Annotated in this window: 28 protein-coding genes and 1 pseudogene; 17 read left to right on the plus strand and 12 right to left on the minus strand. The window is 71.1% G+C overall.

Features of this window, described 5'->3' with window-relative positions; translation table 11 throughout:
* Nucleotides 1-61: 61 nt before the first annotated feature.
* Nucleotides 62-631 (minus strand): c-type cytochrome, methanol metabolism-related, encoded by a 570-nt coding sequence (locus tag ASG32_RS13740; protein ID WP_026604819.1) that lies wholly within the window; start codon nucleotides 629-631, stop codon nucleotides 62-64.
* 250 nt (nucleotides 632-881) lie between these two features.
* Between ASG32_RS13740 and ASG32_RS13745 the strand changes: the two genes are divergently transcribed.
* The 3 genes and pseudogenes from ASG32_RS13745 to ASG32_RS13750 form a co-directional block, all read left to right on the plus strand.
* Nucleotides 882-1232: transglutaminase-like cysteine peptidase (locus ASG32_RS13745; RefSeq protein ID WP_244491940.1), on the plus strand; the 351-nt coding region annotated here is incomplete at its 3' end.
* A 3-nt stretch (nucleotides 1233-1235) separates the two neighbouring features.
* Nucleotides 1236-1366, plus strand: a pseudogene (locus ASG32_RS35075) (transglutaminase); the annotation flags it as partial.
* 103 nt (nucleotides 1367-1469) lie between these two features.
* On the plus strand, nucleotides 1470-1796 hold the full coding sequence (locus ASG32_RS13750; RefSeq protein WP_020092509.1) for a hypothetical protein: 327 nt from the start codon (nucleotides 1470-1472) through the stop codon (nucleotides 1794-1796).
* Nucleotides 1797-1889: 93 nt separating this feature from the next.
* On the opposite strand, the gene ASG32_RS13755 is transcribed toward ASG32_RS13750, so the two are convergent.
* The 4 genes from ASG32_RS13755 to ASG32_RS13770 all read right to left on the minus strand — a co-directional run bounded on the left by ASG32_RS13755 (nucleotide 1890) and on the right by ASG32_RS13770 (nucleotide 4663).
* A complete protein-coding gene (locus ASG32_RS13755; RefSeq protein ID WP_234083060.1) occupies nucleotides 1890-2300 on the minus strand; it encodes a low molecular weight phosphatase family protein in 411 nt (136 codons plus the stop codon).
* Nucleotides 2301-2406: 106 nt separating this feature from the next.
* Nucleotides 2407-2889: a UPF0262 family protein gene (locus tag ASG32_RS13760; RefSeq protein WP_020092507.1), complete on the minus strand. Its 483-nt coding sequence runs from the start codon at nucleotides 2887-2889 to the stop codon at nucleotides 2407-2409.
* A gap of 10 nt (nucleotides 2890-2899) precedes the next feature.
* The gene (hisD, locus tag ASG32_RS13765; protein WP_056526918.1) at nucleotides 2900-4195 is read right to left on the minus strand and encodes a histidinol dehydrogenase; all 1296 of its coding nucleotides are present in this window, start codon (nucleotides 4193-4195) and stop codon (nucleotides 2900-2902) included.
* A gap of 21 nt (nucleotides 4196-4216) precedes the next feature.
* Nucleotides 4217-4663, minus strand: coding sequence for a DUF2948 family protein (locus tag ASG32_RS13770; protein ID WP_020092505.1), 447 nt, complete (start codon nucleotides 4661-4663; stop codon nucleotides 4217-4219).
* A 188-nt stretch (nucleotides 4664-4851) separates the two neighbouring features.
* Between ASG32_RS13770 and ASG32_RS13775 the strand changes: the two genes are divergently transcribed.
* A complete protein-coding gene (locus ASG32_RS13775; RefSeq protein ID WP_056526921.1) occupies nucleotides 4852-5247 on the plus strand; it encodes a hypothetical protein in 396 nt (131 codons plus the stop codon).
* Between the two features lie 48 nt (nucleotides 5248-5295).
* On the opposite strand, the gene murA is transcribed toward ASG32_RS13775, so the two are convergent.
* Both murA and ASG32_RS35080 read right to left on the minus strand, forming a co-directional pair.
* Nucleotides 5296-6585 (minus strand): UDP-N-acetylglucosamine 1-carboxyvinyltransferase, encoded by a 1290-nt coding sequence (murA, locus tag ASG32_RS13780; protein ID WP_056526924.1) that lies wholly within the window; start codon nucleotides 6583-6585, stop codon nucleotides 5296-5298.
* A gap of 86 nt (nucleotides 6586-6671) precedes the next feature.
* Nucleotides 6672-6851, minus strand: coding sequence for a hypothetical protein (locus tag ASG32_RS35080; protein ID WP_082557870.1), 180 nt, complete (start codon nucleotides 6849-6851; stop codon nucleotides 6672-6674).
* A gap of 320 nt (nucleotides 6852-7171) precedes the next feature.
* Here ASG32_RS35080 and hemA point away from each other — a divergent pair, with 320 nt between their 5' ends.
* The 8 genes from hemA (at nucleotide 7172) to ASG32_RS13820 (ending at nucleotide 14050) form a co-directional block, all read left to right on the plus strand.
* On the plus strand, nucleotides 7172-8467 hold the full coding sequence (gene hemA, locus ASG32_RS13785) for a 5-aminolevulinate synthase (protein WP_020092502.1): 1296 nt from the start codon (nucleotides 7172-7174) through the stop codon (nucleotides 8465-8467).
* Nucleotides 8468-8746: 279 nt separating this feature from the next.
* Nucleotides 8747-9544, plus strand: a complete 798-nt coding sequence (locus ASG32_RS13790; protein ID WP_026604817.1) for an inositol monophosphatase family protein — start codon at nucleotides 8747-8749, stop codon at nucleotides 9542-9544.
* Nucleotides 9545-9614: 70 nt separating this feature from the next.
* A complete protein-coding gene (locus ASG32_RS13795) occupies nucleotides 9615-10160 on the plus strand; it encodes an adenine phosphoribosyltransferase (protein WP_012320444.1) in 546 nt (181 codons plus the stop codon).
* A 168-nt stretch (nucleotides 10161-10328) separates the two neighbouring features.
* On the plus strand, nucleotides 10329-10463 hold the full coding sequence (rpmH, locus tag ASG32_RS13800; RefSeq protein ID WP_007558110.1) for a 50S ribosomal protein L34: 135 nt from the start codon (nucleotides 10329-10331) through the stop codon (nucleotides 10461-10463).
* Between the two features lie 79 nt (nucleotides 10464-10542).
* Nucleotides 10543-11163, plus strand: coding sequence for a ribonuclease P protein component (gene rnpA / locus ASG32_RS13805; RefSeq protein ID WP_056526927.1), 621 nt, complete (start codon nucleotides 10543-10545; stop codon nucleotides 11161-11163).
* Complete coding sequence (yidC, locus tag ASG32_RS13810; RefSeq protein WP_020092499.1) at nucleotides 11153-13003, plus strand: membrane protein insertase YidC; 1851 nt, start codon at nucleotides 11153-11155, stop codon at nucleotides 13001-13003. Before rnpA ends, yidC begins: the two co-directional genes overlap by 11 nt.
* A 13-nt stretch (nucleotides 13004-13016) precedes the next feature.
* The gene (gene yihA, locus ASG32_RS13815; protein ID WP_056526930.1) at nucleotides 13017-13670 is read left to right on the plus strand and encodes a ribosome biogenesis GTP-binding protein YihA/YsxC; all 654 of its coding nucleotides are present in this window, start codon (nucleotides 13017-13019) and stop codon (nucleotides 13668-13670) included.
* A complete protein-coding gene (locus ASG32_RS13820) occupies nucleotides 13667-14050 on the plus strand; it encodes a DUF423 domain-containing protein (protein WP_056526933.1) in 384 nt (127 codons plus the stop codon). The genes yihA and ASG32_RS13820 overlap by 4 nt, the downstream gene beginning before the upstream one ends.
* Before the next feature lie 132 nt (nucleotides 14051-14182).
* Here ASG32_RS13820 and ASG32_RS13825 read toward each other — a convergent pair whose 3' ends face one another.
* Both ASG32_RS13825 and ASG32_RS13830 read right to left on the minus strand, forming a co-directional pair.
* Nucleotides 14183-14857, minus strand: coding sequence for a metallophosphoesterase family protein (locus ASG32_RS13825; RefSeq protein WP_056526937.1), 675 nt, complete (start codon nucleotides 14855-14857; stop codon nucleotides 14183-14185).
* Between the two features lie 53 nt (nucleotides 14858-14910).
* Nucleotides 14911-16074 (minus strand): mandelate racemase/muconate lactonizing enzyme family protein, encoded by a 1164-nt coding sequence (locus ASG32_RS13830; protein ID WP_056526941.1) that lies wholly within the window; start codon nucleotides 16072-16074, stop codon nucleotides 14911-14913.
* 119 nt (nucleotides 16075-16193) lie between these two features.
* On the opposite strand from ASG32_RS13830, the gene ASG32_RS13835 reads away from it, so the two are divergent.
* Nucleotides 16194-17108, plus strand: a complete 915-nt coding sequence (locus ASG32_RS13835) for a LysR family transcriptional regulator (RefSeq protein ID WP_056526944.1) — start codon at nucleotides 16194-16196, stop codon at nucleotides 17106-17108.
* On the opposite strand, the gene ASG32_RS13840 is transcribed toward ASG32_RS13835, so the two are convergent.
* Together ASG32_RS13840 and ASG32_RS13845 are read right to left on the minus strand one after the other, a co-directional pair.
* Nucleotides 17084-17731 (minus strand): RraA family protein, encoded by a 648-nt coding sequence (locus ASG32_RS13840; RefSeq protein WP_020092493.1) that lies wholly within the window; start codon nucleotides 17729-17731, stop codon nucleotides 17084-17086. The two genes, ASG32_RS13835 and ASG32_RS13840, sit on opposite strands and share 25 nt — an antisense overlap.
* 113 nt (nucleotides 17732-17844) lie before the next feature.
* Nucleotides 17845-18339, minus strand: coding sequence for a pilus assembly protein N-terminal domain-containing protein (locus ASG32_RS13845; protein WP_056526947.1), 495 nt, complete (start codon nucleotides 18337-18339; stop codon nucleotides 17845-17847).
* A gap of 298 nt (nucleotides 18340-18637) precedes the next feature.
* Between ASG32_RS13845 and ASG32_RS13850 the strand changes: the two genes are divergently transcribed.
* The 3 genes from ASG32_RS13850 to ASG32_RS13860 all read left to right on the plus strand — a co-directional run bounded on the left by ASG32_RS13850 (nucleotide 18638) and on the right by ASG32_RS13860 (nucleotide 20362).
* Nucleotides 18638-18802, plus strand: coding sequence for a Flp family type IVb pilin (locus ASG32_RS13850; RefSeq protein WP_012320434.1), 165 nt, complete (start codon nucleotides 18638-18640; stop codon nucleotides 18800-18802).
* 207 nt (nucleotides 18803-19009) lie between these two features.
* Nucleotides 19010-19561: a prepilin peptidase gene (locus tag ASG32_RS13855; protein WP_056526972.1), complete on the plus strand. Its 552-nt coding sequence runs from the start codon at nucleotides 19010-19012 to the stop codon at nucleotides 19559-19561.
* A 66-nt stretch (nucleotides 19562-19627) separates the two neighbouring features.
* Nucleotides 19628-20362 carry a SprT family zinc-dependent metalloprotease gene (locus ASG32_RS13860; protein WP_056526950.1) on the plus strand — a complete coding sequence of 245 codons (735 nt, stop codon included), beginning with the start codon at nucleotides 19628-19630 and terminating at the stop codon, nucleotides 20360-20362.
* 40 nt (nucleotides 20363-20402) lie between these two features.
* Here the strand turns inward: ASG32_RS13860 and ASG32_RS13865 are convergent, their stop codons facing one another.
* Entirely contained in the window at nucleotides 20403-20777 is a 375-nt protein-coding gene (locus ASG32_RS13865) for a hypothetical protein (protein ID WP_020092489.1), read from the minus strand.
* 231 nt (nucleotides 20778-21008) lie between these two features.
* On the opposite strand from ASG32_RS13865, the gene ASG32_RS13870 reads away from it, so the two are divergent.
* Entirely contained in the window at nucleotides 21009-21497 is a 489-nt protein-coding gene (locus ASG32_RS13870; protein ID WP_210383334.1) for an invasion associated locus B family protein, read from the plus strand.
* The last annotated feature ends 15 nt before the right edge of the window (nucleotides 21498-21512 follow it).

Raw genomic sequence — 21512 nt, forward strand, 5'->3', positions numbered from 1 at the left:
GCGGTGCAACGGGGCGTGTCGACCCGGTCCGGTTCGCGCGGGAAGCCGGACCGGGGCGGCCTCACTTCATGCAGGCATCCTCGGCCTTCTCGAAGGCCGCGGGCTTGGGTTCGTGCTCGGACGGCCGATTGCGGCCGAGCGCCCCGTCGGAGCGGGCGCGGAGATAGGTGTAAATGTCCGGCAGGTAGCAGGTGACGTTCTTGTTCTCGCCGAAGGCGGGCATCACCAGCTCCTGCGAGGCGTTCACGTCCCTCTTGCCGCCCACGACGATGCCGGCGAACTGCGCGTAGTCCATGCCCTTGAGGGCGTCGACCAGCGACGGCGCGTAGGTCGATCCCAGCCCGTCGGGGCCGTGGCAGGCCATGCAGTTCGCGCTGTATCGGACGTAGCCGGACATGGTGTACCAGTCGACCATCTTGCCGCCGTCCGTGACGTGGTAGGTCGGGTTACCGTTCTTGTCGGTGTACTGACCGTCCTGGACCTTGGCCGGCTGCGTCGGCCCCTCGCTCTTCAGGTCGGTCGCGGGCGGGGCGGTGGTCGGAGCCGCGGCGGAGGCCGGCAGCATCCCCAGGGTTCCCGCTGCGAGCCCGGCCAGGACGAGGCCGGCCACTCTGTCTGCAACGCACCGCATACGTCTTCCTCCTGCCGCCCACAGGCTTCTTCTTGGTGGCGCGGTGCCGGGATAACGGCGGATCTCGTCGGAGAACACCTTGAGGCGCCTTCACGTTTTCGCGCACGGCCGGTGAGCGTCACGATGACCGGCCGAGAGTGCGCTTATCCGCGTTGCGCACAGCATTAACCTTTTGTTAATCGGCGGATTGCCGCCGGCCCGCCGGCGTGAGAGCTTTCGTTAACGAGAGCTTAACGGTTGGGTCCCGGCGATGCGGTTCGCGGTTTCCATGATGCAGGGCCTGGTCAAGGGACCCGCCTCGCGTCGGCTCTCCCGGAGCCGCCGGGCGGCCCTGGCTGTCCTCGCCGTCGCGGGGCTCGCCGCCCCGGCCCAGGCGCAGACGCTGGCGAGCCTGCCCACCGAGGCCGGCGCCCGGGTGCAGGGCGATGCCAAGCCGATCGCGGCGTGGGTGACGTTCTGCCAGACCTACGCGGCGGAGTGCGCGCTGGACCGGGGCGAGCCCGCCCGGATCAGCCTGACGCCCGCCACCTGGGCGACGATCGTGTCGGTGAACCGGCGGGTCAACAAGGCGATCGAGCCGATGACCGACCAGGACCACCTGNNNACAACAAGACCAGCGCGATCCTGCCTTGGCACAAGACCGGCTACGTGTTCATCAAGCGCGAGAGCCAGGACGCCGTCGCCTGGGTCTCCCTCGGCGGCGTCACCTCCCCGGTCACCACCGCAAACCGGTGAACAAGCCACGCGGCGAGCAGTGGAACCTCGGCCGCGCGCGCCGTTCCTTAACGGATCGCTAACCCTGCGGCGCCACTCTGTCGGGTGACGGAGTGCCTTAACGATGCCGCGAGCCCGCCACGTGACGCCGGTCCCGCTTCTGGCGGTCGTCCTCGTCGCCGCCGCCTGCGGCACCGCCCGGGCCGCGAGCGAGACCGAAGCCCGCCACGCCGCGTGGCGCGACTGCGTCAGCCGCAACTTCCGGATCCAGGCCGCACTGACGGACCGGGATCTCGCCGCCGACGCCGCCTTCCGGGCCTGCCGGACCGCCGAGGACGCCTATCTCGCGACCCTCGCGGCCTCGCCGCTGCTCGACGACGAGGATGTCGGGCGCGCCCGGCCGCTCCTCGCCGGCCGGATGCGCGCTTGGCTGGTCGGCAACCGCGGCTGACGTCGGCGATTCCTGGCAGCGGCCATCGGGAAAGGACGTTTCCGCCAAGCGCGTGAGGTCGGCCAGCAAGGCAGCGTCGCAGAGGCCTGCCGCCTATGCCTTCAGGCGCGCCTTGATCCGCCGGGTCAGCCCGTCGCGGACGTCGCGGTAGGCGTCGAGGCGCTGCTCGCGCGAGGCGTCCTGCAGCAGCGTCGGGTCGGGGGTCGGCCAGTACTCGACATCGGCCGCGAGGGTGTGCGTCAGGTCCAGTGCTCGGTGGTGCGCCTCCGGCGCGAGTGTGATGATCAGGTCGAAGTTCAGGCCCTCCCAGTCCTCCAGCTCCTCCACGGTGCGCGGGCGGTGCCGGCTCGCGTCGATGCCGACCTCGTCGAGGGCCGCGACCATGAACGGGTCGGTGGGCTCGCCGGAGCGCACCCCGGCCGACTGCACGTAGGTGGACTTGCCGAAATAGGCGCGCGCGATCGCTTCCGCCGCCACGGAGCGCACGGCGTTGTAGTTGCACATGAACAGGACGGACTGCACCCGCCGCTTCTTCGGGGGCGCGTCGGGAAAAGGCTCGGGAGGAGGCTCGGGAGCGGGCTCAGCCATCGCCGGTCGGCGCGGAGGGCGCCTAACCCTTCCAGTGCAGCGCGAAGATCAGGGTGAACAGGCGGCGCGCCGTGTCGTGGTCGAGGTCGACCTTCCCCTCGAGCCGCTGCTTGAGCGTCTCGGACGCCTCGTTGTGCAGGCCCCGCCGACCCATGTCGATCGCCTCGATCTGCGACGGCGAGGCAGTGCGGATCGCGTTGTAGTAGCTCTCGCAGATCATCTCGTAGTCGCGGATCACCCGCCGGAACGGCGTGAGCGACAGGAGGTGCGTCATCACCGGCTCACCGTCCACCGTGGTGATGGCGAAGGACAGCTTGTTCTCGACGAGTCCGAGCGTGAGCGCGTAGGGGCCCTCCCGCCCGGGGATGGTGAAGGAATTGTCCTCCAAGATGTCGAACAGGGCGATCGCCCGTTCGTGCTCCTGATCCGGATTGCCGCGGGCGATGGACCCCTCGTCCAGGCTCACCTTCGCGAGGCGGTTCGGCCCGCGCTGCTTCTCCGCCATCCCCAAAACCTCACAGGTTCAACCGGATCGCGACGGAGCGGGCATGCCCCTCCAGGCCCTCGGACCGGCCGAGGTTTATCGCCGCCGGGCCGAGCGCCCGCAAGCTCTCCGGCGTGCAGGCGAGGATCGTCGTCCGCTTCATGAAGTCGAGCACGCCCAGCCCGGACGAGAATCGGGCGGAGCGCGCGGTCGGCAGCACGTGGTTGGGGCCGCCGACATAGTCGCCGATCGCCTCCGGCGTGTGCGAGCCCAGGAAGATCGCGCCGGCATTGCGGACCTTGGCGGCGAGCGCCTCCGCGTCCTGCGTCTCGATCTCCAGATGTTCGGGGGCGAGGCGGTCGACCAGGGGCACGGCCTCGTCGAAGGTGCGGACCCGGATGACGGCGCCGTAATCGCGCCAGCTCGCCCGGGCGATCTCCTGACGGGGCAGGGTGGTGAGGGCGCGCTCGACCGCCGCCTCGACGGCGCCGGCGAGTTCGGCGCTGTCGGTGATCAGGATCGCCTGGGCGGCCACGTCGTGCTCGGCCTGGGCCAGGAGGTCGGCGGCGATCCAGTCGGGGTTGGCGTGGCCGTCCGCCAGGATCAGCACCTCGGAGGGGCCGGCGATCATGTCGATCCCGACCTGGCCGAAGACCCGGCGCTTGGCCGCCGCCACCCAGGCATTCCCGGGCCCGACGACCTTGGCCACGGGGGCGATGGTGGCGGTCCCGTAGGCGAGGGCCGCGACCGCCTGGGCGCCGCCCACCCGGTAGACCTCATGGACCCCGGAGAGCTGCGCGGCGGCCAGGACCAGCGGGTTTATCTGGCCGTCCGGCGTGGGCACCACCATGACGAGGCGCGGCACCCCGGCGACGCGCGCCGGCAGCGCGTTCATCAGCACCGAGGAGGGATAGCTCGCGGTGCCGCCCGGGACGTAGAGGCCGACCGATTCCAGCGCGGTCCAGCGCCAGCCGGCCGTGACGCCGAGGGCGTCGGTGGCCCGGTGATCCGCGGGCCGCTGCGCCCGGTGGAAGCTCTCGATCCGCTCGGCGGCGAGGCGCAGGGCCTCCAGCGAGTCCGGCGGGCAGGCCGCGACGGCCGCTTCGATCTCCGCGTCCGTGACCCGCAGCTGCGCGGCGGAGAAATCGGCGCCGAGCCGGTCGAACCGCCGGGTGAAATCGACCAGCGCCTCGTCCCCGCGGGCGACGACGTCGGCGATGATGCCGCGCACCGCCTCGTCCACGTCCTCGGCGATCTCGCGCTTCACCGTGAGGAGGCGCGCGAAGGCGGCGGCAAAATTCGGATCGCTGCTGTCGAGCCGGACCATCGGGAAGCCTCCTGTCTCGCGTCAGGCCGCCGAGCCGGCGGCCGTATCGGTGTCGATGTCGTGCCCGGGACGGTTCGCCGATTCCCAGACCGGGCCGAGATCCTTCATCCGGACCTCGATGCACTCGACCTCCAGCCGCAGGGCCGCGCCGCCGGAGAAGACGAGGTCGATGTGCCCGGAGGGCGCGTCCGTCGGCTCGAAGGTGAGGGCGAGCAGGCTCATCGGCGTCGCGTCGTCCGGCTTCAGGCCGCGGCTCTTCACGCCCAGCACGCGCTCGATGTGCAGGCCGGCGAGGCGCCGGCGCGGCGGGGCGCTCGGCGTCCAGTCGAAGCGGCGCACCGCCATGAGGAAGCGGTGCTCGCCGGCGAGGAAGGTCAGGTCCTGCGGTCGCAGGATCGCGTCCTGCAGATGGGCCGAGATCACGGTCAGGTCCTCGGTGTCGAGGGCGGCGAGCCTGAGCAGCTCCATGCAGAGGGTCCTCGGGGAATACGGGGCGCGGGTCGGGCGGCGAGGGCCGGTCCGCGGCACGGCGTAGGTAGCGGCGCGGCCCCGTTCGGGCAACGGCTGGGCTGGGGATCGCGATCCCGCCCGGGCACAGGCTCGGGCCAGCGTCGCCGTTTAGACGCGCCGTCGGACGAGCCGGGGCAGGGTCTCATATGGCGGCACTCACCGAGCGCGCGGTTGTGGCGGTGCTGGCCGTCGGGCTGCAGGCGGCCGGACCCGCCGTCGCGCAGGTCGGTCCGGACGCGCGGCCCTACATCTACGGTCGTCCGGCGCCGGATCGGGATCTCTACGCACCGCCGCCGCCCGGCGGGCGTCCGCCGCCTCCGCCCGCGGATGACGGGTATGGCTGGCGTCCGCCCCCGCCGCCAGTCGACGATGCGTACGACAGGCGCGGCTCGCGCTGGCGCGGCGACTTCGGGCGCCGGTGGGACGACAGCGTCTGCGTGACGGCCCGCGGCACGTGCAGGGTGCGCCCGGGGCCTCCCGACGCGCCCTGCGGCTGCGAGATCCCCGGCTTCGGCTACAGGCGCGGGCAGATCGAGGACTGAGCCTCGGGCGTCGCCGCGCGCCGGCCGGCTCGGACCGAGCGCTGCCGCTCAGGCCCGAACGCGCTCGATCTGCGCGCCGCACCGGCCGAGCTTGGCCTCCAGCGCCTCGAACCCGCGGTCGAGATGGTAGACCCGGTTGATCTGGGTCTCGCCCTCGGCGGCGAGGCCCGCGATCACCAGGGAGACCGAGGCGCGCAGGTCGGTCGCCATCACGGGGGCGCCCTTCAGCCGGTCCACGCCCTCGACGATGGCGAGGTCGCCCTCCAGGCGGATCTTCGCGCCGAGGCGGGCCAGCTCCTGCACGTGCATGAACCGGTTCTCGAAGATGGTCTCGCGGATGTGCGACTGGCCCTTGGCCAGCGTCATCAGCGCCATGAACTGCGCCTGGAGATCCGTGGGGAAGCCCGGGAACGGGTCGGTGGTGACGTCGACCGCCGCGATGCCGGCGCCGTTGCGGCGCACGCGGATCCCGCCCTCGACCTGGGTGATCTCCGCGCCCGTGGTCGAGAGCACGTCGAGGGCCGAGTGCAGCAGGTCGGCCCGCGTATCCTTGAGCACGACGTCGCCGCCGGCCATCGCCACCGCCATGGCGTAGGTGCCGGTCTCGATCCGGTCGGGCAGGACCTCGTGGCGGGCGCCGTTCAGGCGGGCCACGCCCTCGATCTCGATGCGCGGCGTGCCGGCGCCGCGGATCTTGGCGCCCATCTTGTTCAGGCACTCCGCGAGGTCGACCACCTCCGGCTCTCGGGCGGCGTTCTCGATCACCGTGGTCCCGTAGGCCAGGGCGGCGGCCATCAGCGCCACGTGCGTGCCGCCCACGGTCACCTTCGGGAATGCAAACTCGGCCCCGCGCAGGCCGTTCTTGGTCCTGGCGACGACGTAACCGGCGTCGATCTCAATCTCGGCCCCGAGCTTCTCCAGCGCCATGATCAGCAGGTCCACCGGCCGGGTGCCGATGGCGCAGCCGCCGGGCAGCGAGACCTTCGCCTCGCCGAACCGGGCCAGCAGCGGCGCGATCACCCAGAAGCTCGCCCGCATGGTCGAGACCAGCTCGTAGGGCGCCGTGGTGTCGATGACGTTCGAGGCGGTGAGCCGGATCGTCTGGCCCGTCTCGGTGGTCTGACCGGGGCGCTTGCCCACGACCATGTGGTCCACGCCGTGGTTGCCGAGGATCCGCGTCAGCGCGGCGATGTCGGCGAGCCGCGGCACGTTGATCAGCTCCAGCGTCTCGCCGGTGAGCAGGCTCGCGATCATCAGCGGCAGCGCCGCGTTCTTGGCGCCCGAGATCGGGATCACGCCGTTGAGCGGCGCGCCGCCGGTGATGTGGATGCGGTCCATCGTGTGTCCTCGGGCGGCGCACCCGCGAGGGCGCGCGGCCGGCCGTGCTGATCGCGGGCGCAGCAGCGCCCAGGCTTGGCCGTGCCCTATAGACCGGATTTGTCGGAATCAGGACCGTTTCCGTCCGATTCCCCCGCGCAGGACTGATCCGCGCCGGGAGACGGTCTTCCTTCGGCCCGCCCGCGGCCCTGCGCCTTGCGGCGGCGCAGGTTCTGGCGCAGCGCGGCCTTGAGGCGCTCCGCCCGCTCGTCCCTGGAGTCCGTCACGGCGCGACCCTTGGTCGCCGCAAGGTCGAAGCCGCGCGGTCCACGCCGGACGAGCCATCTGCGGTCCGAGACATGAGCTGTTGCAGGGGGCGGGAGCCAAGTTCGGGTCGGAAGAACGTGCCGGACGCTAGCGGGTTCACGCGGGCCTCTCAACGGATGCAACGCTGCGATGTCGGAACCTTACCTTGAACCAGTTCCAGATCCGCGCGTATCTTGCGGCCCTCACGCGAAGGACTGGACCGAGGCCGGACCTCGATCGCGGGCCTGAGACGCCGCTCACGCGGTGTCGCCCGCGCGGCCGAACACGCGAAGGACGCTCGATGACCGTCACCCGGATGCCCAGCACGATGCTCGCCCAAGCGGGATCGACGCGCGCCGGATCCGGCTACGAGCGCTACTTCCGCGGAGCCCTGGATCAGCTGCACGGGGAACGGCGGTACCGGGTGTTTGCCGACATCGAGCGGATCTCGGGGCGTTTCCCGACCGCCAAGTGGCGCCAGCCGGACGGCAAGACCACCGAGATCACCGTGTGGTGCTCCAACGACTACCTCGGCATGGGCCAGCACAAGGAGGTGGTCGCCGCCATGACCGAGACCGCCGCCCGCTGCGGCGTCGGCGCCGGAGGCACCCGCAACATCGCCGGTAACACCTCGCCGCTGGTCGACCTGGAGCGCGAACTCGCCGACCTGCACGGCAAGGAGGCCGGTCTCGTCTTCACCTCCGGCTACGTCTCGAACCAGGCCGGCATCTCGACCATCGCCAAGCTGATCCCCGACTGCCTGATCCTGTCGGACGCCTTCAACCACAACTCGATGATCGAGGGCGTGCGCCATTCCGGGTGCGCCAAGACGATCTTCCGCCACAACGACCTCGCCCACCTCGAGGAATTGCTGCGGCAGGCCGGCGACCGGCCCAAGCTGATCGTGTTCGAGTCGGTCTACTCGATGGACGGCGACGTGGCGCCGATCGGCGCGATCTGCGACCTGGCCGAGCGCTACGGCGCGATGACCTACCTCGACGAGGTCCACGCCGTCGGCCTGTACGGCCCGCGCGGCGGCGGCATCGCCGAGCGCGACGGCGTCATGCACCGGGTCGACGTGATCGAGGGGACGCTGGCCAAGGGCTTCGGCTGCGTGGGCGGCTACATCACCGCCTCGGCGGCGATCTGCGACGCGGTGCGCAGCTTCGCGCCGGGCTTCATCTTCACGACGGCGCTGCCGCCGGCGGTGGCTGCGGCGGCGCGGGCGTCGGTGCGCTACCTGAAGCGCTCGAGCGCGGAGCGCGAGGCGCACCAGCGTCAGGCGGCGGCCACGAAGGCGGCGCTGAGCGCGGCGGGTCTTCCGGTCCTGGAGACAGAGACGCACATCGTGCCGGTGATGGTCGGCGATGCCGAGCTGTGCAAGGCGGCGGCGGACCATCTGCTGGAGCACCACGCGATCTACATTCAGCCGATCAACTACCCGACGGTGCCGCGCGGGACCGAGCGGCTGCGGATCACGCCGTCGCCGTTCCACGACGCGGCGCATATCGAGCGCCTCGCCGCGGCGCTGGGCGAGACCTGGCAGGCCCTGGACCTGCCCCGCGCCGGCACTGTCTTCGTCGAGGCCGCGGAGTAGGATCCGCGCCGCCGTCCCGGCCGGGCCGTGTTGCGGGCGCCCGTCTTTGCGAGCGGAGCAAAGCAACCCAGGGATGCCACATCCGCGGCCGGCCTGCTGCCCTGGATTGCTTCGCTCCGCTCGCAAGACGGGTGCGGCGGTGTGCGGAGGCCGGCCTGACCGCGCCGGCTCCGCGCTGAGGCAGCGACCCGCAGCGCTTCCATGTCCCGTCCCCATCTCGTCTTTTCCGGCGCCGACCTGTAACGACGGCGCCAATCCTCATCCGCGAAAAGTCCGCCTATGATCTCCTCACCCCTCATGACCGTCATGGTCGATGCCGTGCGCAAGGCCGCGCGCGGCCTGCGCCGGGACTACGGCGAGGTCGAGAACCTGCAGGTCTCGCGCAAAGGTCCGGGCGACTTCGTCTCCGCGGCCGACCGCAAGGCCGAGGAGGTGCTGCGCGACGCCCTGATGAAGGCGCGTCCGGGCTACAGCCTCGTCCTCGAGGAGAACGGGATCATCGAGGGGACCGACAAGAGCCACACCTGGCACATCGATCCCCTCGACGGCACGTCGAACTTCCTGCACGGCGTGCCGCATTTCGCGGTCTCGGTCGGTCTCGAGCGCGAGGGCCAGATCGTGGCCGGCGTGATCTTCGACCCGATCAAGGACGAGCTGTTCGTCGCCGAGCGCGGCAAGGGCGCCTATCTCAACAACCGGCGCCTGCGCGTCTCCGGCCGCCAGGACATGGCGGACGCGCTGGTGGGCTACGGCACGCCCTATCTCGGTCGCGGCAGCCACCCGCGCCTCTTGCGCGAGCTCGGCGCCGTGATGGCGGTGGCCGGCGGGACCCGCCGGATGGGCTCGGCGGCCCTCGACATGGCCTACGTGGCCTGCGGCCGCCTCGACGCCTACTGGGAGCGCGACCTCCAGACCTACGACTTCGCCGCCGGCGTGATCCTGGTGCGCGAGGCGGGCGGCTTCGTGACCTCGGCGGACGGCGCGGCCGAGCCGCTGGCGCCCAGATCGGTGGCCTGCGGCAACGAGGGGCTTCACCGGGACCTCGTCGCCATCCTCAAGAAGGTCCAGGCGGCCTGAGCCGCCACCGACTGGTCAGGCCGTCGGGCTTCTGCTTTAAGCCCGCGGTTCCCCACGGAAGGCCGAACGCATGGAAGCCCGCCGCCACGTCGCGCTGAAGGAATCGGTCCGCTCGATTCCCGATTACCCGAAGCCGGGGATCATCTTCCGCGACATCACCACGCTGCTGAGCGACCCGCGTGCCTTCCGGCGGGCGGTGGACGCCCTGGTGCATCCCTACGCCGGCGGACAGATCCACCAAGTGGCCGGCATCGAGGCCCGGGGCTTCATCCTCGGCGGGGCCATCGCCCACCAGCTCTCCTGCGGCTTCGTGCCGATCCGCAAGAAGGGCAAGCTGCCCCATAAGACTGTGTCGATGGCCTACGCCCTCGAGTACGGGACCGACGAGATCGAGATCCACGTCGACGCCGTTCGGCCCGGCGACAAGGTGCTGCTGGTCGACGACCTGATCGCCACCGGCGGCACCGCGATCGCGGCCGTGAACCTGCTCCAGAAGATCGGCGCCGAGATCGTGGCCGCCTGCTTCGTCATCGACCTGCCCGAGATCGGCGGCGCGCAGCGCCTGCGCGACCTGGGCGTCGAGGTGCGCACCCTCATGCAGTTCGAGGGTCATTGAGGCGCGCGAAACGTTGACTTCGCGGGGCCCATCCGCCATAAGCCCGCCACTCGCGACGTGGCGCCCCGCATGGGCGCCCTTCGTGTTTGCAGACAACCAGGACGCGTGAAGGTCGGGTGCAGCAATAGCTGCCCGCGAGCGCGCCTCGACCTTTGAAGGCTCTGAGCCATGAAGAGAACCTACCAGCCGAGCAAGCTCGTCCGTAAGCGCCGTCACGGTTTCCGTGCGCGCATGGCCACCGCCGGCGGCCGCAAGGTCATCGCGCGCCGTCGCGCCCATGGCCGCAAGCGCCTGTCGGCCTGAGGCCTGATCCTCGCCGGCGCGGACGCTCCGACGCATCCGCGCCACGAGGCAAGTGGTATCGGCCGGGATCGAACCATCGATGGCGACGATCGAGCGGCTCAAGAAACGACCCGACTTCCTGGCGGCGGCCGAGGGGCGTCGCTTCCACACCGAGCGTATGACCGCGCAGGGGCGTCTTCGGAACCCGGACGTTTGCCCCGGCCTCCGTCTCGGCTTCACCATCACGAAGCGTGTCGGCCACGCGACGGAGCGCAACCGCATCCGCCGCCGACTCCGCGCTGCCGTGGGGTTGGTCGCGTCCGATCTGCCGAGCGAGCTCGCGGGCCTTCCAGCCGACATCGTGCTGATCGCCCGCCGCCCCGCCCTCGAAGCCTCCTTCGAGGCCCTCGCCGAGGATCTGCGCCGCGCGATTCCCGCGGTGACCCGCGCGGCCGCGCCCCGCGGGGACAGGTCACCCGGCCGATCCGGCGGTCGGCGCGCCAAGCCGGCCCCTGACACGGCCACTTCTCAGTCGTCCTCTTTCCCGCACGAAGCCGGCCGCGCCTCCGCGCAGGCGGCCCCACCCGGCGGTGCCGACATCGGCCCGTCGCAGGGGTGCGACAGAGATCCCCGAATCACAGGCGCGCGCAGGTCCTCCGGGGCCGGCGACGTTCCTGTTGCCACTCCGAACGCGTGCGGCGGTGTCCCTGATGGGCAATGACAAGACGAACATGTTCGTGGCCATCGGCCTGTCGCTGCTGGTGCTGCTCGGGTGGCAGTACTTCGTGGCCGGCCCGCGCATGGAGCAGCAGCGCCAGATCGAGGCGCAGAACAAGGCCGCGCAGCAGCAGCCCCCGGGCGTGACCCCGGACGGCGTGCCCTCGCCGTCCCCGAAGGAGGGTGGCCCGGCGGCCCCCGCGCCCGGCACGCTGCCGACCGCCCAGGGCGGCCCGGTCTCCCGCGAGGCGGCGCTGGCCCGCTCGCCGCGCGTCCGGATCGAGACCCCGGCGCTCTCCGGCTCGATCGCCCTGAAGGGCGGCCGCGTCGACGACGTCTCGCTCAGGAACTACCACGAGACCATCGACCCCAAGAGCCCCGAGATCGTGCTGTTCTCGCCGGCCGGGACCGAGACGCCCTACTACGCCGAGTTCGGCTGGGTCGGCGCCAATGCCGGTCCGCTGCCGACCAACGACACCCTCTGGACCAGCGATGGCAAGACGCTGTCGCCCGGCATGCCCGTGACCCTGACCTGGGACAACGGCGCCGGCCTCGTCTTCAAGCGGATCATCGCGGTCGACGACAAGTACATGTTCACGATCCGCGACGAGGTCGAGAACAAGGGCTCGGGCGCCATCACGCTCTACCCGTACAGCCTCGTCTCCCGCTGGGGTAAGCCGCACACCCAGGGCTACTACGTCCTGCACGAGGGCATGATCGGCTATCTCGGCAACGACGGCCTGCAGGAATTCACCTACGACAAGCTCGCCAAGGAAGGCGCCTACGGCGGTGCCAACACCAAAGGCAAGGCCTGGAGCGGCGTGACCGGCGGCTTCGTCGGCATCACCGACAAGTACTGGGCGGCGGCCGCGATCCCCGATCAGGACGCGCCCTATACCGGCGCCTTCACCGACCGGACCGACGGTGCCACCAACGTCTACCAGGCCAGCGTGCGCGGCGACGCCGTGAATCTCGCGGCGGGCGCCTCGGCGACCGCGACGCAGCGGCTGTTCGCCGGCGCCAAGGAAGTCAACGTCATCAACAACTACGAGAAGGACCTCGGCATCAAGCACTTCGATCTGATGATCGATTGGGGCTGGTTCTTCTTCATCACCAAGCCGATGTTCCGGGCGCTGGACTTCTTCTACCACCTGTTCGGCAATTTCGGCGTCTCGATCCTGGTGGTGACCTTCTGCCTGAAGCTGCTGTTCCTGCCGATCGCGAACCGGTCCTACGTCTCCATGGCCAAGATGAAGGCCGTGCAGCCGGAGATGGCCGCCATCCGCGAGCGGTACAAGGACGACCGCATGAAGCAGCAGCAGGCTACGATGGAGCTGTACAAGAAGGAGAAGATCAATCCGGTCGCCGGCTGCTGGCCGGTGCTGATCCAGATTCCGGTCTTCTTCGCGCTCTACAAGGTCCTATTCATCACCATCGAGATGCGCCACGCGCCGTTCTTCGGCTGGATCCGCGACCTCGCGGCGCCGGATCCGACGAGCATCGTGAACCTGTTCGGCCTGCTGCCGTTCCCGGCACCCGACTTCGTGCACCTGGGCGTCTGGCCGATCATCATGGGCATCACGATGTTCGTGCAGATGAAGATGAATCCCGCGCCGCCGGACCCGGTCCAGGCGCAGATCTTCACCTTCATGCCGATCGTGTTCACCTTCATGCTGGGCTCGTTCCCCGCCGGCCTGGTGATCTACTGGGCCTGGAACAACACCCTGTCGGTGATCCAGCAATACGTCATCATGCGCCGCAACGGCGTGAAGGTGGAGCTGTGGGACAACCTCCGCACCACGTTCAAGCGCGGCGGCACTAAGGCGGCCGCCACTAAGAGCTGACGGGCGAGACGCCGTGAGCGAGACCAACGACGACGCGGCCGACCTCCTCGAGGCCGGCCGCCTTCTCTTCGCCGGCCCGGCCGACTTCTACGCGGCCGCCCAGATCCTCGACCGGCTGCCGCCCATGGAGGGCGTCGAGATCGCCTTCGCGGGGCGCTCGAATGTCGGCAAGTCGAGCCTGATCAACGCGCTCACCGGGCGCAACACCCTGGCGCGGACCTCGCACACGCCGGGGCGGACGCAGCAGCTCAACTTCTTCCGGATCGGCGAGCGCCTGTCGCTGGTCGACATGCCCGGCTACGGCTACGCCGCCGTCGAGAAGGCCAAGGTCGAGGCGTGGACCCGGCTGATCCACGCCTACCTCAAGGGCCGCGCCAACCTCGCCCGGGTGTTCATGCTGATCGACGCCCGGCACGGCTTCAAGTCGATCGACACCGACGTTCTTGACGGCCTCGACAAGGCCGCGGTGAGCTATCAGGTCGTGCTGACCAAAGGCGATTCCCTCAAGAAGGGCGAGGTCGCGAGCCGCATCGCCGGGATCGAGGCGGGGCTCGCCAAGCGGCCGGCCGCCTACCCGCAGGTGATCCTCACCTCGAGCCGGGACGATTCCGGCGTGCCGGATCTGCGGGCGGCCATCGCCAAGCTCCTGGCGGAGCGCGGCGCGTGAGACTCGCGGGTGCCGACCGCGCGCTCGCGGCGCTCGCCGCCCTGGCCGGGCTGCTCGGCGTCGCGCTGAGCGCCGCCGCGGCGCACATCCCCGGGGCGGACTCGCTGAAGACGGCGGCGCAGTTCCTGCTGTTCCACGCCCCCGCCATCCTGGCGCTGGTCGGTCTCGGGGCCGCGGGCCTCGTCCGGGCCGGTCTCGCGCGCGTCGCGGCCGGGCTGCTGGTCGCCGGCCTGATCCTGTTCTGCGGCGACCTCTCGGTGCGCGCGTGGCTCCAGCACGCGCTCTTCCCGATGGCGGCGCCCACTGGCGGCTTCGCCCTGCTGGGCGGCTGGCTCACCGGGATCCTCTGCGCGCTGGTGCCCACGCGACGCGGGGTCTGACAGGTCCGGCCGGCGGCCCGCCGGCCAGCGTCTTCGCGAGCGGAGCGAAGCAGTCCACTCGGTGCCGGGCCGCGCGATGCGGCGCTGCCCTGGGTTGCTTCGCTCCGCTCGCAAAGACGGCGCCGTCGCGCCCTATGATGCTCTCACCTGCAGGAATTCCAGGGCCGGCCCCTGCGCGTCCGAGAAGATCCCGGCGGTCAGCGCGCCGCCGTAGACGGCCGCGGTGTCGAGGTTGGTGCGGAACCGGCGCACTTCCGGGCGCCCGCTCCGCTGCGGCGTGTGGCCGTGGACCACGTACCGTCCGAAATCGTGGTCGCCCTCGAGGAACGGCTCGCGGATCCAGAGGCGATCGTGCGCGTCCGAGCCGAGGGCGTCCGCGCCGGGCCGCAAGCCGGCATGCACGTACCAGTGGGCGCCGTCACCGTGCAGCGTCGGGAGCGCTTCGATCCAGTCGAGGGTGTCCCGGGGCAGGCCGGCGGGATCCCGCGCGCCGAACGAATCGAGCGTCGCCTCGCCGCCGTTGTACATCCAGTGCGCGGCCGCGCTCTCCGTCTGAAGTGCGTCGAGCAGCATCCGCTCGTGATTGCCCATCAGGCAGACGACGCGCTCGGGCTCGGCCCAGTTCAGGCGGCTCACGGTGCGGAGCACCGCGGCGCTGTCCGGGCCGCGGTCGATGTAGTCCCCGAGGAAGACCAGCCGGTGGGGACGGTCATCCGCGTGGTCGGCGATCCGCTCCAGCAGCGCGTCGAGGAGGGCGGCGCAGCCGTGGACGTCGCCGATCGCGTAGGTGAGGGGGCCGGAATCCATGCGCCATCGTCCACCGCGGCGCCGCGCTCCGCAAGGCCGCGCTGAGCGATGCGCTACGCCGCGAGGGCGCGCATCTCCGCGATGAGGTCCGACTTGCCCTCGAAGCCGATGCCCGGCAGGTCCGGCATGGTGATGTGGCCGTCCTCGACCCGCACCCCGTCGGGGAAGCCGCCGTAGGGCTGGAACAGGTCCGGGTAGCTCTCGTTGCCGCCGAGGCCCAGCCCGGCCGCGATGTTGAGCGACATCTGGTGCCCGCCATGCGGGATGCAGCGGGCGGGCGACCAGCCGAACTCGGCCAGCACGTCGAGGGTGCGCAGGTACTCCACGAGCCCGTACGACAGGGCGCAGTCGAACTGCAGCCAGTCGCGGTCGGGCCGCATGTTGCCGTAGCGCAGGAGATTGCGCGCGTCCTGGTGCGAGAACAGGTTCTCGCCGGTGGCCATCGGCCCGGGATAGTAGGGCGCGAGCGCCGCCTGGAGCGCGTAGTCGAGCGGGTCGCCCGCCTCCTCGTACCAGAACAGCGGGTACTGCCGCAGCATCCGGGCGTACGCGATGGCGGTCTCGAGATCGAAGCGGCCGTTGGCGTCCACCGCGAGACGGCCCCGTCCGTCGATCTCGGCGAGCACGGCCTCGATCCGGCGCCGGTCCTCTTCGAGCGGCGCGCCGCCGATCTTCATCTTCACGACAGTGTAGCCGCGGTCGAGATAGCCGCGCATCTCGGCGCGGAGGGCGGAATCGTCCTTGCCGGGATAGTAGTAGCCGCCGGCCGCGTAGACGAAGACCCGCGGGTCGGCGGCGACGCCCTTCCGCTCGGCGAGCATCCGGAACAGTGGCTTCCCGGCGATCTTCGCCGCCGCGTCCCAGATCGCCATGTCGAGGGTGCCCACCGCCACCGAGCGCTCGCCGTGGCCGCCGGGCTTCTCGTTGCGCATCATCGCGGCCCAGACCCGGTGCGGGTCGAGGTTGTCGCCCGCATCGACGAGGAGGCTGTCCCGGTCGGCCTCCAGGATCCGGTCGCGGAAGCGCTCGCGGATCAGGCCGCCCTGGCCGTAGCGGCCGTTGGAGTTGAAGCCGTAGCCGACGACCCGCCGGCCGTCGCGGATCACGTCGGTGACCACCGCGACGAGGCTCGTGGTCATCTTCGAGAAGTCGATGTAGGCGTTGCGGATCGGCGAGGCGATCGGCTTGGTGACCTCGCGGACGTCGACGATGCGCATGGCTCACTCTCCCCGGTGCGTCCCGGTGCCATAGCGTCGGCGGCCCCCGGTCAGCCAATGCCGTTTCCGGAGCGCGCGATGCGCGGGCGGCATCGGCCCCGTCCTGTCGGAGAGGCGCTATGGATCTGGACTGGGTGCGGGACTTCCTCGCGCTCGCCGAGCACCGGACCTTCTCGCGGGCCGCCGAGGTCCGGCACGTGACGCAGCCGGCCTTCAGCCGACGGATCCGCGCGCTCGAGGCGTGGCTCGGGACGCCCCTGTTCCTGCGGAGCGCGCAAGGGGCGCACCTGACCGCCGCCGGAACGGGCTTCCGCCCGCACGCCGAGGAGTTGATGCGGGGCCTGGACCGGGCGTGCCGCGAGGCGCGGGCCGTGGGCGCGCGCGCGGATGCGAGCCTCGCGATCGCGGCCACGCACGCGCTGTCGTTCACGTTCTTTCCCGGTTGGATCCGCCGGCACGCGCCCTTCGAGACGCTGGGCGCCCTCAACCTGATCTCGGACAGCATGGCGGCCTGCGAGGCGATCCTGCTGGCCGGCGAGGTGCAACTCCTCCTGTGCCACCACCGCGCGGACCTCCCCACGCCCCTGGACGATGGCCGCTGCGAGTCGGTCCGCGTCGGCGCGGACAGCTTGGTGCCGCTCTGCGCACCGACGTCCGAAGGGGCGCCGCTCTGGCCCCTGAGCGGCGCGGTCCGCTACCTCGCCTACGGCGAGGCCTCGGGGCTCGGCCGGATCCTGGCGGCGAGCGGGGCGGCGGCCGGCCACGAGCCGGCCTTCACGTCGCACCTCGCGGCGACGCTGATGACCATGGCCCAGGGGGGCGACGGTGTCGCGTGGCTCCCGGTGACGCTCGCGGAGGCGGCGATCGCCCGCGGACAGCTCGTGCGGGCAGGCCCGGAGGAGCTGGACGTTCCGGTGGAGATCCGGCTGTTCCGGACGCGCGAGGGCCGAGGCGGCGCGGCCGATGCCCTGTGGCGGCGCCTGCACGCGCCCGAGGGCGCCCGGCCGGATCAGGCCTTCGCCACCCGGGCGTAGCGGCCGTCGTAGCGACCGGCCCGGATCTGCTCCAGGACCTCCGCCTCGCGGGCCGCCTGCGCCCGCACAGCGTCGAGCAGGGCGGCCGCGTCGCCGGGCGGGAACGACACGACGCCGTCGGCGTCGCCGACCACCACGTCCCCCGGGCTCACCGTCCAGCCGCCGACGCAGACCGGCACGTTGATCGCGCCGGGGCCCGTCTTGAACGGCCCCCGCGGCGTCGCGTCGCGGGCGTAGCAGGGAAAGTCCGCGCCCGCGAACGCCGCCGTGTCGCGCACGGCGCCGTCGATCACGAAGCCGGCCACGCCCCGGCTCTCGGCGATGGCCTTCATGATGTCGCCCACGAGCGCGCGGCTCGTGTCGCCGGCGCCGTCGACCACGATCACGTCGCCGGGGCGGACCTCTTCCAGAGCCTGATGGATGGCCAAGTTGTCGCCGCTCCGGACGCGGACCGTGAAGGCCGTTCCCACGAGGGCCCCGCCGCGATGGAACGGGCGCAGGCCGGCCAGGACCGGCATCCGCGCCAGGCAGTCGCTGATCGTGGCCGTCGAGACATCGCGGAAGGCCGCCAGCACGGCCGGGTCGACGGCGGGCGGCGGCGGATTGCGGGTGATGGCGGACATCGGCCTCGACGTCTCCCTGGCGTCAGCGCCCCCGCGGCATCGCGGCGAATCGGCGAGGGCCGGGGGATCCTGCCCCAGGCCGCGGCCGATGTCGCGATGGAACCCCGGCCCGGTCAGTGATCGGCCGCCGGGACCGTGCCCGCGCCGCCGCCGGTCGCGAGCTTGCGACGGGCATCGGCCTGACCGCTCGTGGCACCGAAGTAGCTGGCCGAGTCGCCGAGCTGCACCGACGGCTGGCAGCCCGGCGTGCACGACAGGGATTCCCGATCGAGACCGCGCTGCACCGTGATCGTCGAGTCCCGCGACGCCTCGACCCGGATGGTCGTCTCGGCGATCATGGCGCCGCCGTTGTCGAGGGCGATCAGGTTGGTGGAGCCGAAGCTCTTGCCGGTGAGCACGAGGACGCCGTTCTTCTGCGGCGTCACCTCGGCGATGATCGGGTTGCCGACGATGACGGTCGACGTCTTCTCCGGCAGGCGGAGCACCTTGGCGTTGTCGACGAGAACGGTCACGACGGGCAGCAGATCCGGCTGGCCGGCCGCGGCCGCGGCGCCCGTCAGCAGGACGACGAGGCCGGCGCGGCCCGTGATCGACAGGGTGCGACGCATCGGGGTTCCTCAAGACGGCGGGCGGTCGAAGAGAGCCTACCCGAGGCCCGAGGCTAGCGCGGAACCCGTGAAGGAAGCGCTAAGCAAGACCAAGTCGCGGCACTGTGCCGTATCGGTGAAACCCAACCTTCACCAAACTCGCAGCGAGACAGCCTTTTAGGTCGGTGCGGGATCGATTTAACCGATTTTCAAGGCGTAATCGGCAGTCTGTGCAGGCCGCCGATCGAGACCTGAAAATTCTTCATCGGGCATCGCGCAAGTTTTATCTCGCTCTGTGTTGATCGAAGGATCACCCTCTATGAAGACCCTGTTCACGCGTTTTGCTTCGGACGAGTCCGGCGCCACCGCGATCGAGTACGGCATGATCGCGGCCCTCATCGCCGTGGCCATCATCACCGCCCTGAAGACGGTCGGCACCAGCCTGACCAGCAAGTTCAGCCAGATCTCCGGCAACCTGAACTGATCGAGACACGTCCGATCTGCGGCAGGTTCGAGACATCCCGCCTCTCCTCGCAACCCGGAGAGAGGCGGGGGTTCCCGGCCTGCCGGGATCGCCGTTGTTCGCGGCGGCGCTCGCCGCCCGGCACATCCGAGGTCCGGACCGGCCGGCAGTCCGCCGGGGCGGACCGCATTGTGTGACGCGACAGGCTGCGACGAGATGGGCGCCGAGATGGTCGGTTCAGCGACGGCAAGCCTGGGACTGGCGGGTCTGGGCCCGGCCGGTTTCGGTCTCCTGATCCTGTTTCCCTTCCTGATGGCCTACGCGGCCGCCAGCGACCTGCTCACCATGCTGATCCCGAACCGGATCTCCCTCGCCCTCGTGGCCGGGTTCGCGCTGCTGGCCCTGACGAGCTCGATGAGCTGGACCGAGATCGGCTTCCACTGCGCCGCCGGTGGGGTCGTCCTGCTCGTCACGTTCACGCTGTTCGCCTTCGGCGTCATCGGCGGCGGCGACGCGAAGCTCGCGGCCGCCACGGCCCTGTGGCTCGGCTTCGACGGCCTCGGCGACTACCTCCTGGTGGCCTCGGTGTTCGGCGGTGCCTTGACCCTGGCGATCCTGTTCGCGCGGACGCATCCGCTGCCCGGCCGGATCGCGCGCATGCCGTTCGCCCTGCACCTGCACGACGCCAAGACCGGGATCCCGTACGGGATCGCGCTGGCCGCCGCCGCGCTCCTCGTCCTCCCCGAGACCGACGTCTGGACCCGGGCCCTCGCCAGCTGAGGCCGCCGCGGCGATTCAGAGACGCGGGATCTGGAGCCCCGGGCCCGGCCCAGCTAGAAGTCGCGCATGCCCCTCGCGCTGCTGCGTCGCCCCGATCCCGATCATCTTGAGGTCCAGCACGAGGGGGCCAGCCTCCGCATCGCCCTCCGTCGGCGGCCGACCGCGCGCCGCATCACGCTCCGCGTGTCGGCCGCCACCGGCGAGGCCGTGATCACCCTGCCGAGCCGCACCGCCATCAACACGGCGCAGCGCTTCGCGGCGAGCCACGCGGAGTGGATCGCCGCGCGCCTGGCGCGCGTGCCGACCCGCGTGCTCTTCGAGCTCGGAGCCAGCCTGCCGCTCCGCGGTGAGCCCCACCGGATCAGCCAGCGCGGCACCCGGAGCGGTCCCGTCCGCATCGAGTCCGTCGAGGGGGAGGCGGTGCTGTCAGTGTCGTGCGACGCCGCCCACGTGGCGCGCCGGGTCCGCGACTTCCTGGCCCGCGAGGCCAAGCGCGACCTGACCGAAGCGATCGAGCGCTACGCGGCGCGGCTCGGGCAGCGGCCGGTCCGGGTCACGCTGCGCGATACCCACAGTCGCTGGGGATCCTGCACGGCCCGCGGCGAGCTGAACTTCTCGTGGCGCCTGATCCTCGCGCCGCCGATGGTGCTCGACTATCTGGTCGCCCACGAGATGGCGCATCTGCGCGAGATGAACCACTCCCCGCGCTTCTGGGCGCTGGTGCAGGCGCTCTGCCCGAACACCGACGCTGCCGAAGCGTGGCTCAAGCGCCACGGCACCGGCCTGCATCGCTACGGCTGAGCCGACCTCAGACCCGCCTCAGCCCCGCCTCAGCCCAGCATCAGCCCTTGACGCGGAGCACCCGCTGGCGCGCCACGGCATCCGCCGGCCAGCTCGGGCGGGGATCGACCTGCCCGGGGCTGAGGGTGCGCGGCGCGACGCTGTCGCAGATCTCCCGCTGGCGGATGATCACCGGGTTGCCGAACTCGTCCCGGCGGCGGACCAGGCCGCCGTCCCTGCAGTAGCCGGCGATGGCCGCCTGGCCGTTGCGGCGGCCGTACGGGTTCGCCGCCACGGGCGGATGCTCGATCACCAGCGTGTCCGAGTGGTTCAGCGAGCGTTCGATGTAGGTGGTCTCTCCGACCGGCAGGGACTGGGCTCCCGCCTGCGCGAGGGTGGCCACCAAGCAGGCGGCCGAGAGAGTGAGCGGGCGCATCACGGCGTCAAAATCCGGCGCTGGAGGAGTGTTCGAACACAATCTAGGCCGCTGAAACCGTTACGGGTAGCGCCGACGCGCAACACCGCGCCCGCATCGCTTGACAGCGCGGGGCGGACCATGGTCGGAACACGCCCGATTGTACGGCTCCCGCCGGTCCTCGGCCGGAGCGTTCCGAAGGGATCGGTGGTGCCGCTTCACGCGAGGCTCGTTCGTTTCCGGCGCGCCGCGCTGCCGGTTCTCCTCGCCCTCGTCGCGGCGGCACTGGCGCCCGCCGGGCCGGCCGCGGCTCAGGGCATGGTGCGCAAGACCTTCGACGATTGGCAGCTGCGCTGCGAGACGCCGGCCGGCGCGAAGGCCGAGCAGTGCGCCCTCGTCCAGTATCTCGCCGCCGAGGACAGGCCCAACCTGACCCTCGTGGTCATCGTCCTCAAGACCGCCGACAATCGCGGTTACCTGCTGCGGGTGGTGGCGCCGCTGGGCGTTCTCCTGCCGTCCGGACTCGGCCTGAAGATCGACCAGACGGATATCGGCCGCGCCGGCTTCGTCCGCTGTCTCACCACCGGGTGCGTGGCCGAGGTCGTGATGGATGACGGGCTGATCCGCCAGTTCAAGAACGGCACGCAGGCCACCTTCATCGTGTTCCAGACGCCCGAGGAAGGCGTCGGCATCCCGCTGTCGATGAAGGGCTTCGCGGCCGGGTTCGACAGCCTGAAATGACGGTGCGGTTCGGGA

The sequence above is a fragment of the Methylobacterium sp. Leaf361 genome (genome assembly GCF_001424445.1).
GTDB lineage: Bacteria > Pseudomonadota > Alphaproteobacteria > Rhizobiales > Beijerinckiaceae > Methylobacterium.

Bases quoted from the DNA above. Each gene is read 5' to 3' on its own strand.
- ASG32_RS13795 (WP_012320444.1), top strand. From the start codon at position 9,615: ATGGAAGCCCGCCGCCACGTCGCGCTGAAGGAATCGGTCCGCTCGATT.
- ASG32_RS13755 (WP_234083060.1), bottom strand. From the start codon at position 2,300: ATGTGCAACTACAACGCCGTGCGCTCCGTGGCGGCGGAAGCGATCGCG.
- hisD (WP_056526918.1), bottom strand. From the start codon at position 4,195: ATGGTCCGGCTCGACAGCAGCGATCCGAATTTTGCCGCCGCCTTCGCG.
- ASG32_RS13740 (WP_026604819.1), bottom strand. From the start codon at position 631: ATGCGGTGCGTTGCAGACAGAGTGGCCGGCCTCGTCCTGGCCGGGCTC.
- ASG32_RS13865 (WP_020092489.1), bottom strand. From the start codon at position 20,777: ATGCGCCCGCTCACTCTCTCGGCCGCCTGCTTGGTGGCCACCCTCGCG.
- ASG32_RS13845 (WP_056526947.1), bottom strand. From the start codon at position 18,339: ATGCGTCGCACCCTGTCGATCACGGGCCGCGCCGGCCTCGTCGTCCTG.
- ASG32_RS13790 (WP_026604817.1), top strand. From the start codon at position 8,747: ATGATCTCCTCACCCCTCATGACCGTCATGGTCGATGCCGTGCGCAAG.
- ASG32_RS13830 (WP_056526941.1), bottom strand. From the start codon at position 16,074: ATGCGCATCGTCGACGTCCGCGAGGTCACCAAGCCGATCGCCTCGCCG.
- yidC (WP_020092499.1), top strand. From the start codon at position 11,153: ATGGGCAATGACAAGACGAACATGTTCGTGGCCATCGGCCTGTCGCTG.
- rnpA (WP_056526927.1), top strand. From the start codon at position 10,543: ATGGCGACGATCGAGCGGCTCAAGAAACGACCCGACTTCCTGGCGGCG.
- ASG32_RS13825 (WP_056526937.1), bottom strand. From the start codon at position 14,857: ATGGATTCCGGCCCCCTCACCTACGCGATCGGCGACGTCCACGGCTGC.
- ASG32_RS13750 (WP_020092509.1), top strand. From the start codon at position 1,470: ATGCCGCGAGCCCGCCACGTGACGCCGGTCCCGCTTCTGGCGGTCGTC.
- ASG32_RS13850 (WP_012320434.1), top strand. From the start codon at position 18,638: ATGAAGACCCTGTTCACGCGTTTTGCTTCGGACGAGTCCGGCGCCACC.
- ASG32_RS13760 (WP_020092507.1), bottom strand. From the start codon at position 2,889: ATGGCGGAGAAGCAGCGCGGGCCGAACCGCCTCGCGAAGGTGAGCCTG.
- rpmH (WP_007558110.1), top strand. From the start codon at position 10,329: ATGAAGAGAACCTACCAGCCGAGCAAGCTCGTCCGTAAGCGCCGTCAC.
- ASG32_RS13770 (WP_020092505.1), bottom strand. From the start codon at position 4,663: ATGGAGCTGCTCAGGCTCGCCGCCCTCGACACCGAGGACCTGACCGTG.
- ASG32_RS13835 (WP_056526944.1), top strand. From the start codon at position 16,194: ATGGATCTGGACTGGGTGCGGGACTTCCTCGCGCTCGCCGAGCACCGG.
- murA (WP_056526924.1), bottom strand. From the start codon at position 6,585: ATGGACCGCATCCACATCACCGGCGGCGCGCCGCTCAACGGCGTGATC.
- hemA (WP_020092502.1), top strand. From the start codon at position 7,172: ATGACCGTCACCCGGATGCCCAGCACGATGCTCGCCCAAGCGGGATCG.
- ASG32_RS13860 (WP_056526950.1), top strand. From the start codon at position 19,628: ATGCCCCTCGCGCTGCTGCGTCGCCCCGATCCCGATCATCTTGAGGTC.
- ASG32_RS13775 (WP_056526921.1), top strand. From the start codon at position 4,852: ATGGCGGCACTCACCGAGCGCGCGGTTGTGGCGGTGCTGGCCGTCGGG.
- ASG32_RS13840 (WP_020092493.1), bottom strand. From the start codon at position 17,731: ATGTCCGCCATCACCCGCAATCCGCCGCCGCCCGCCGTCGACCCGGCC.
- ASG32_RS13855 (WP_056526972.1), top strand. From the start codon at position 19,010: ATGGTCGGTTCAGCGACGGCAAGCCTGGGACTGGCGGGTCTGGGCCCG.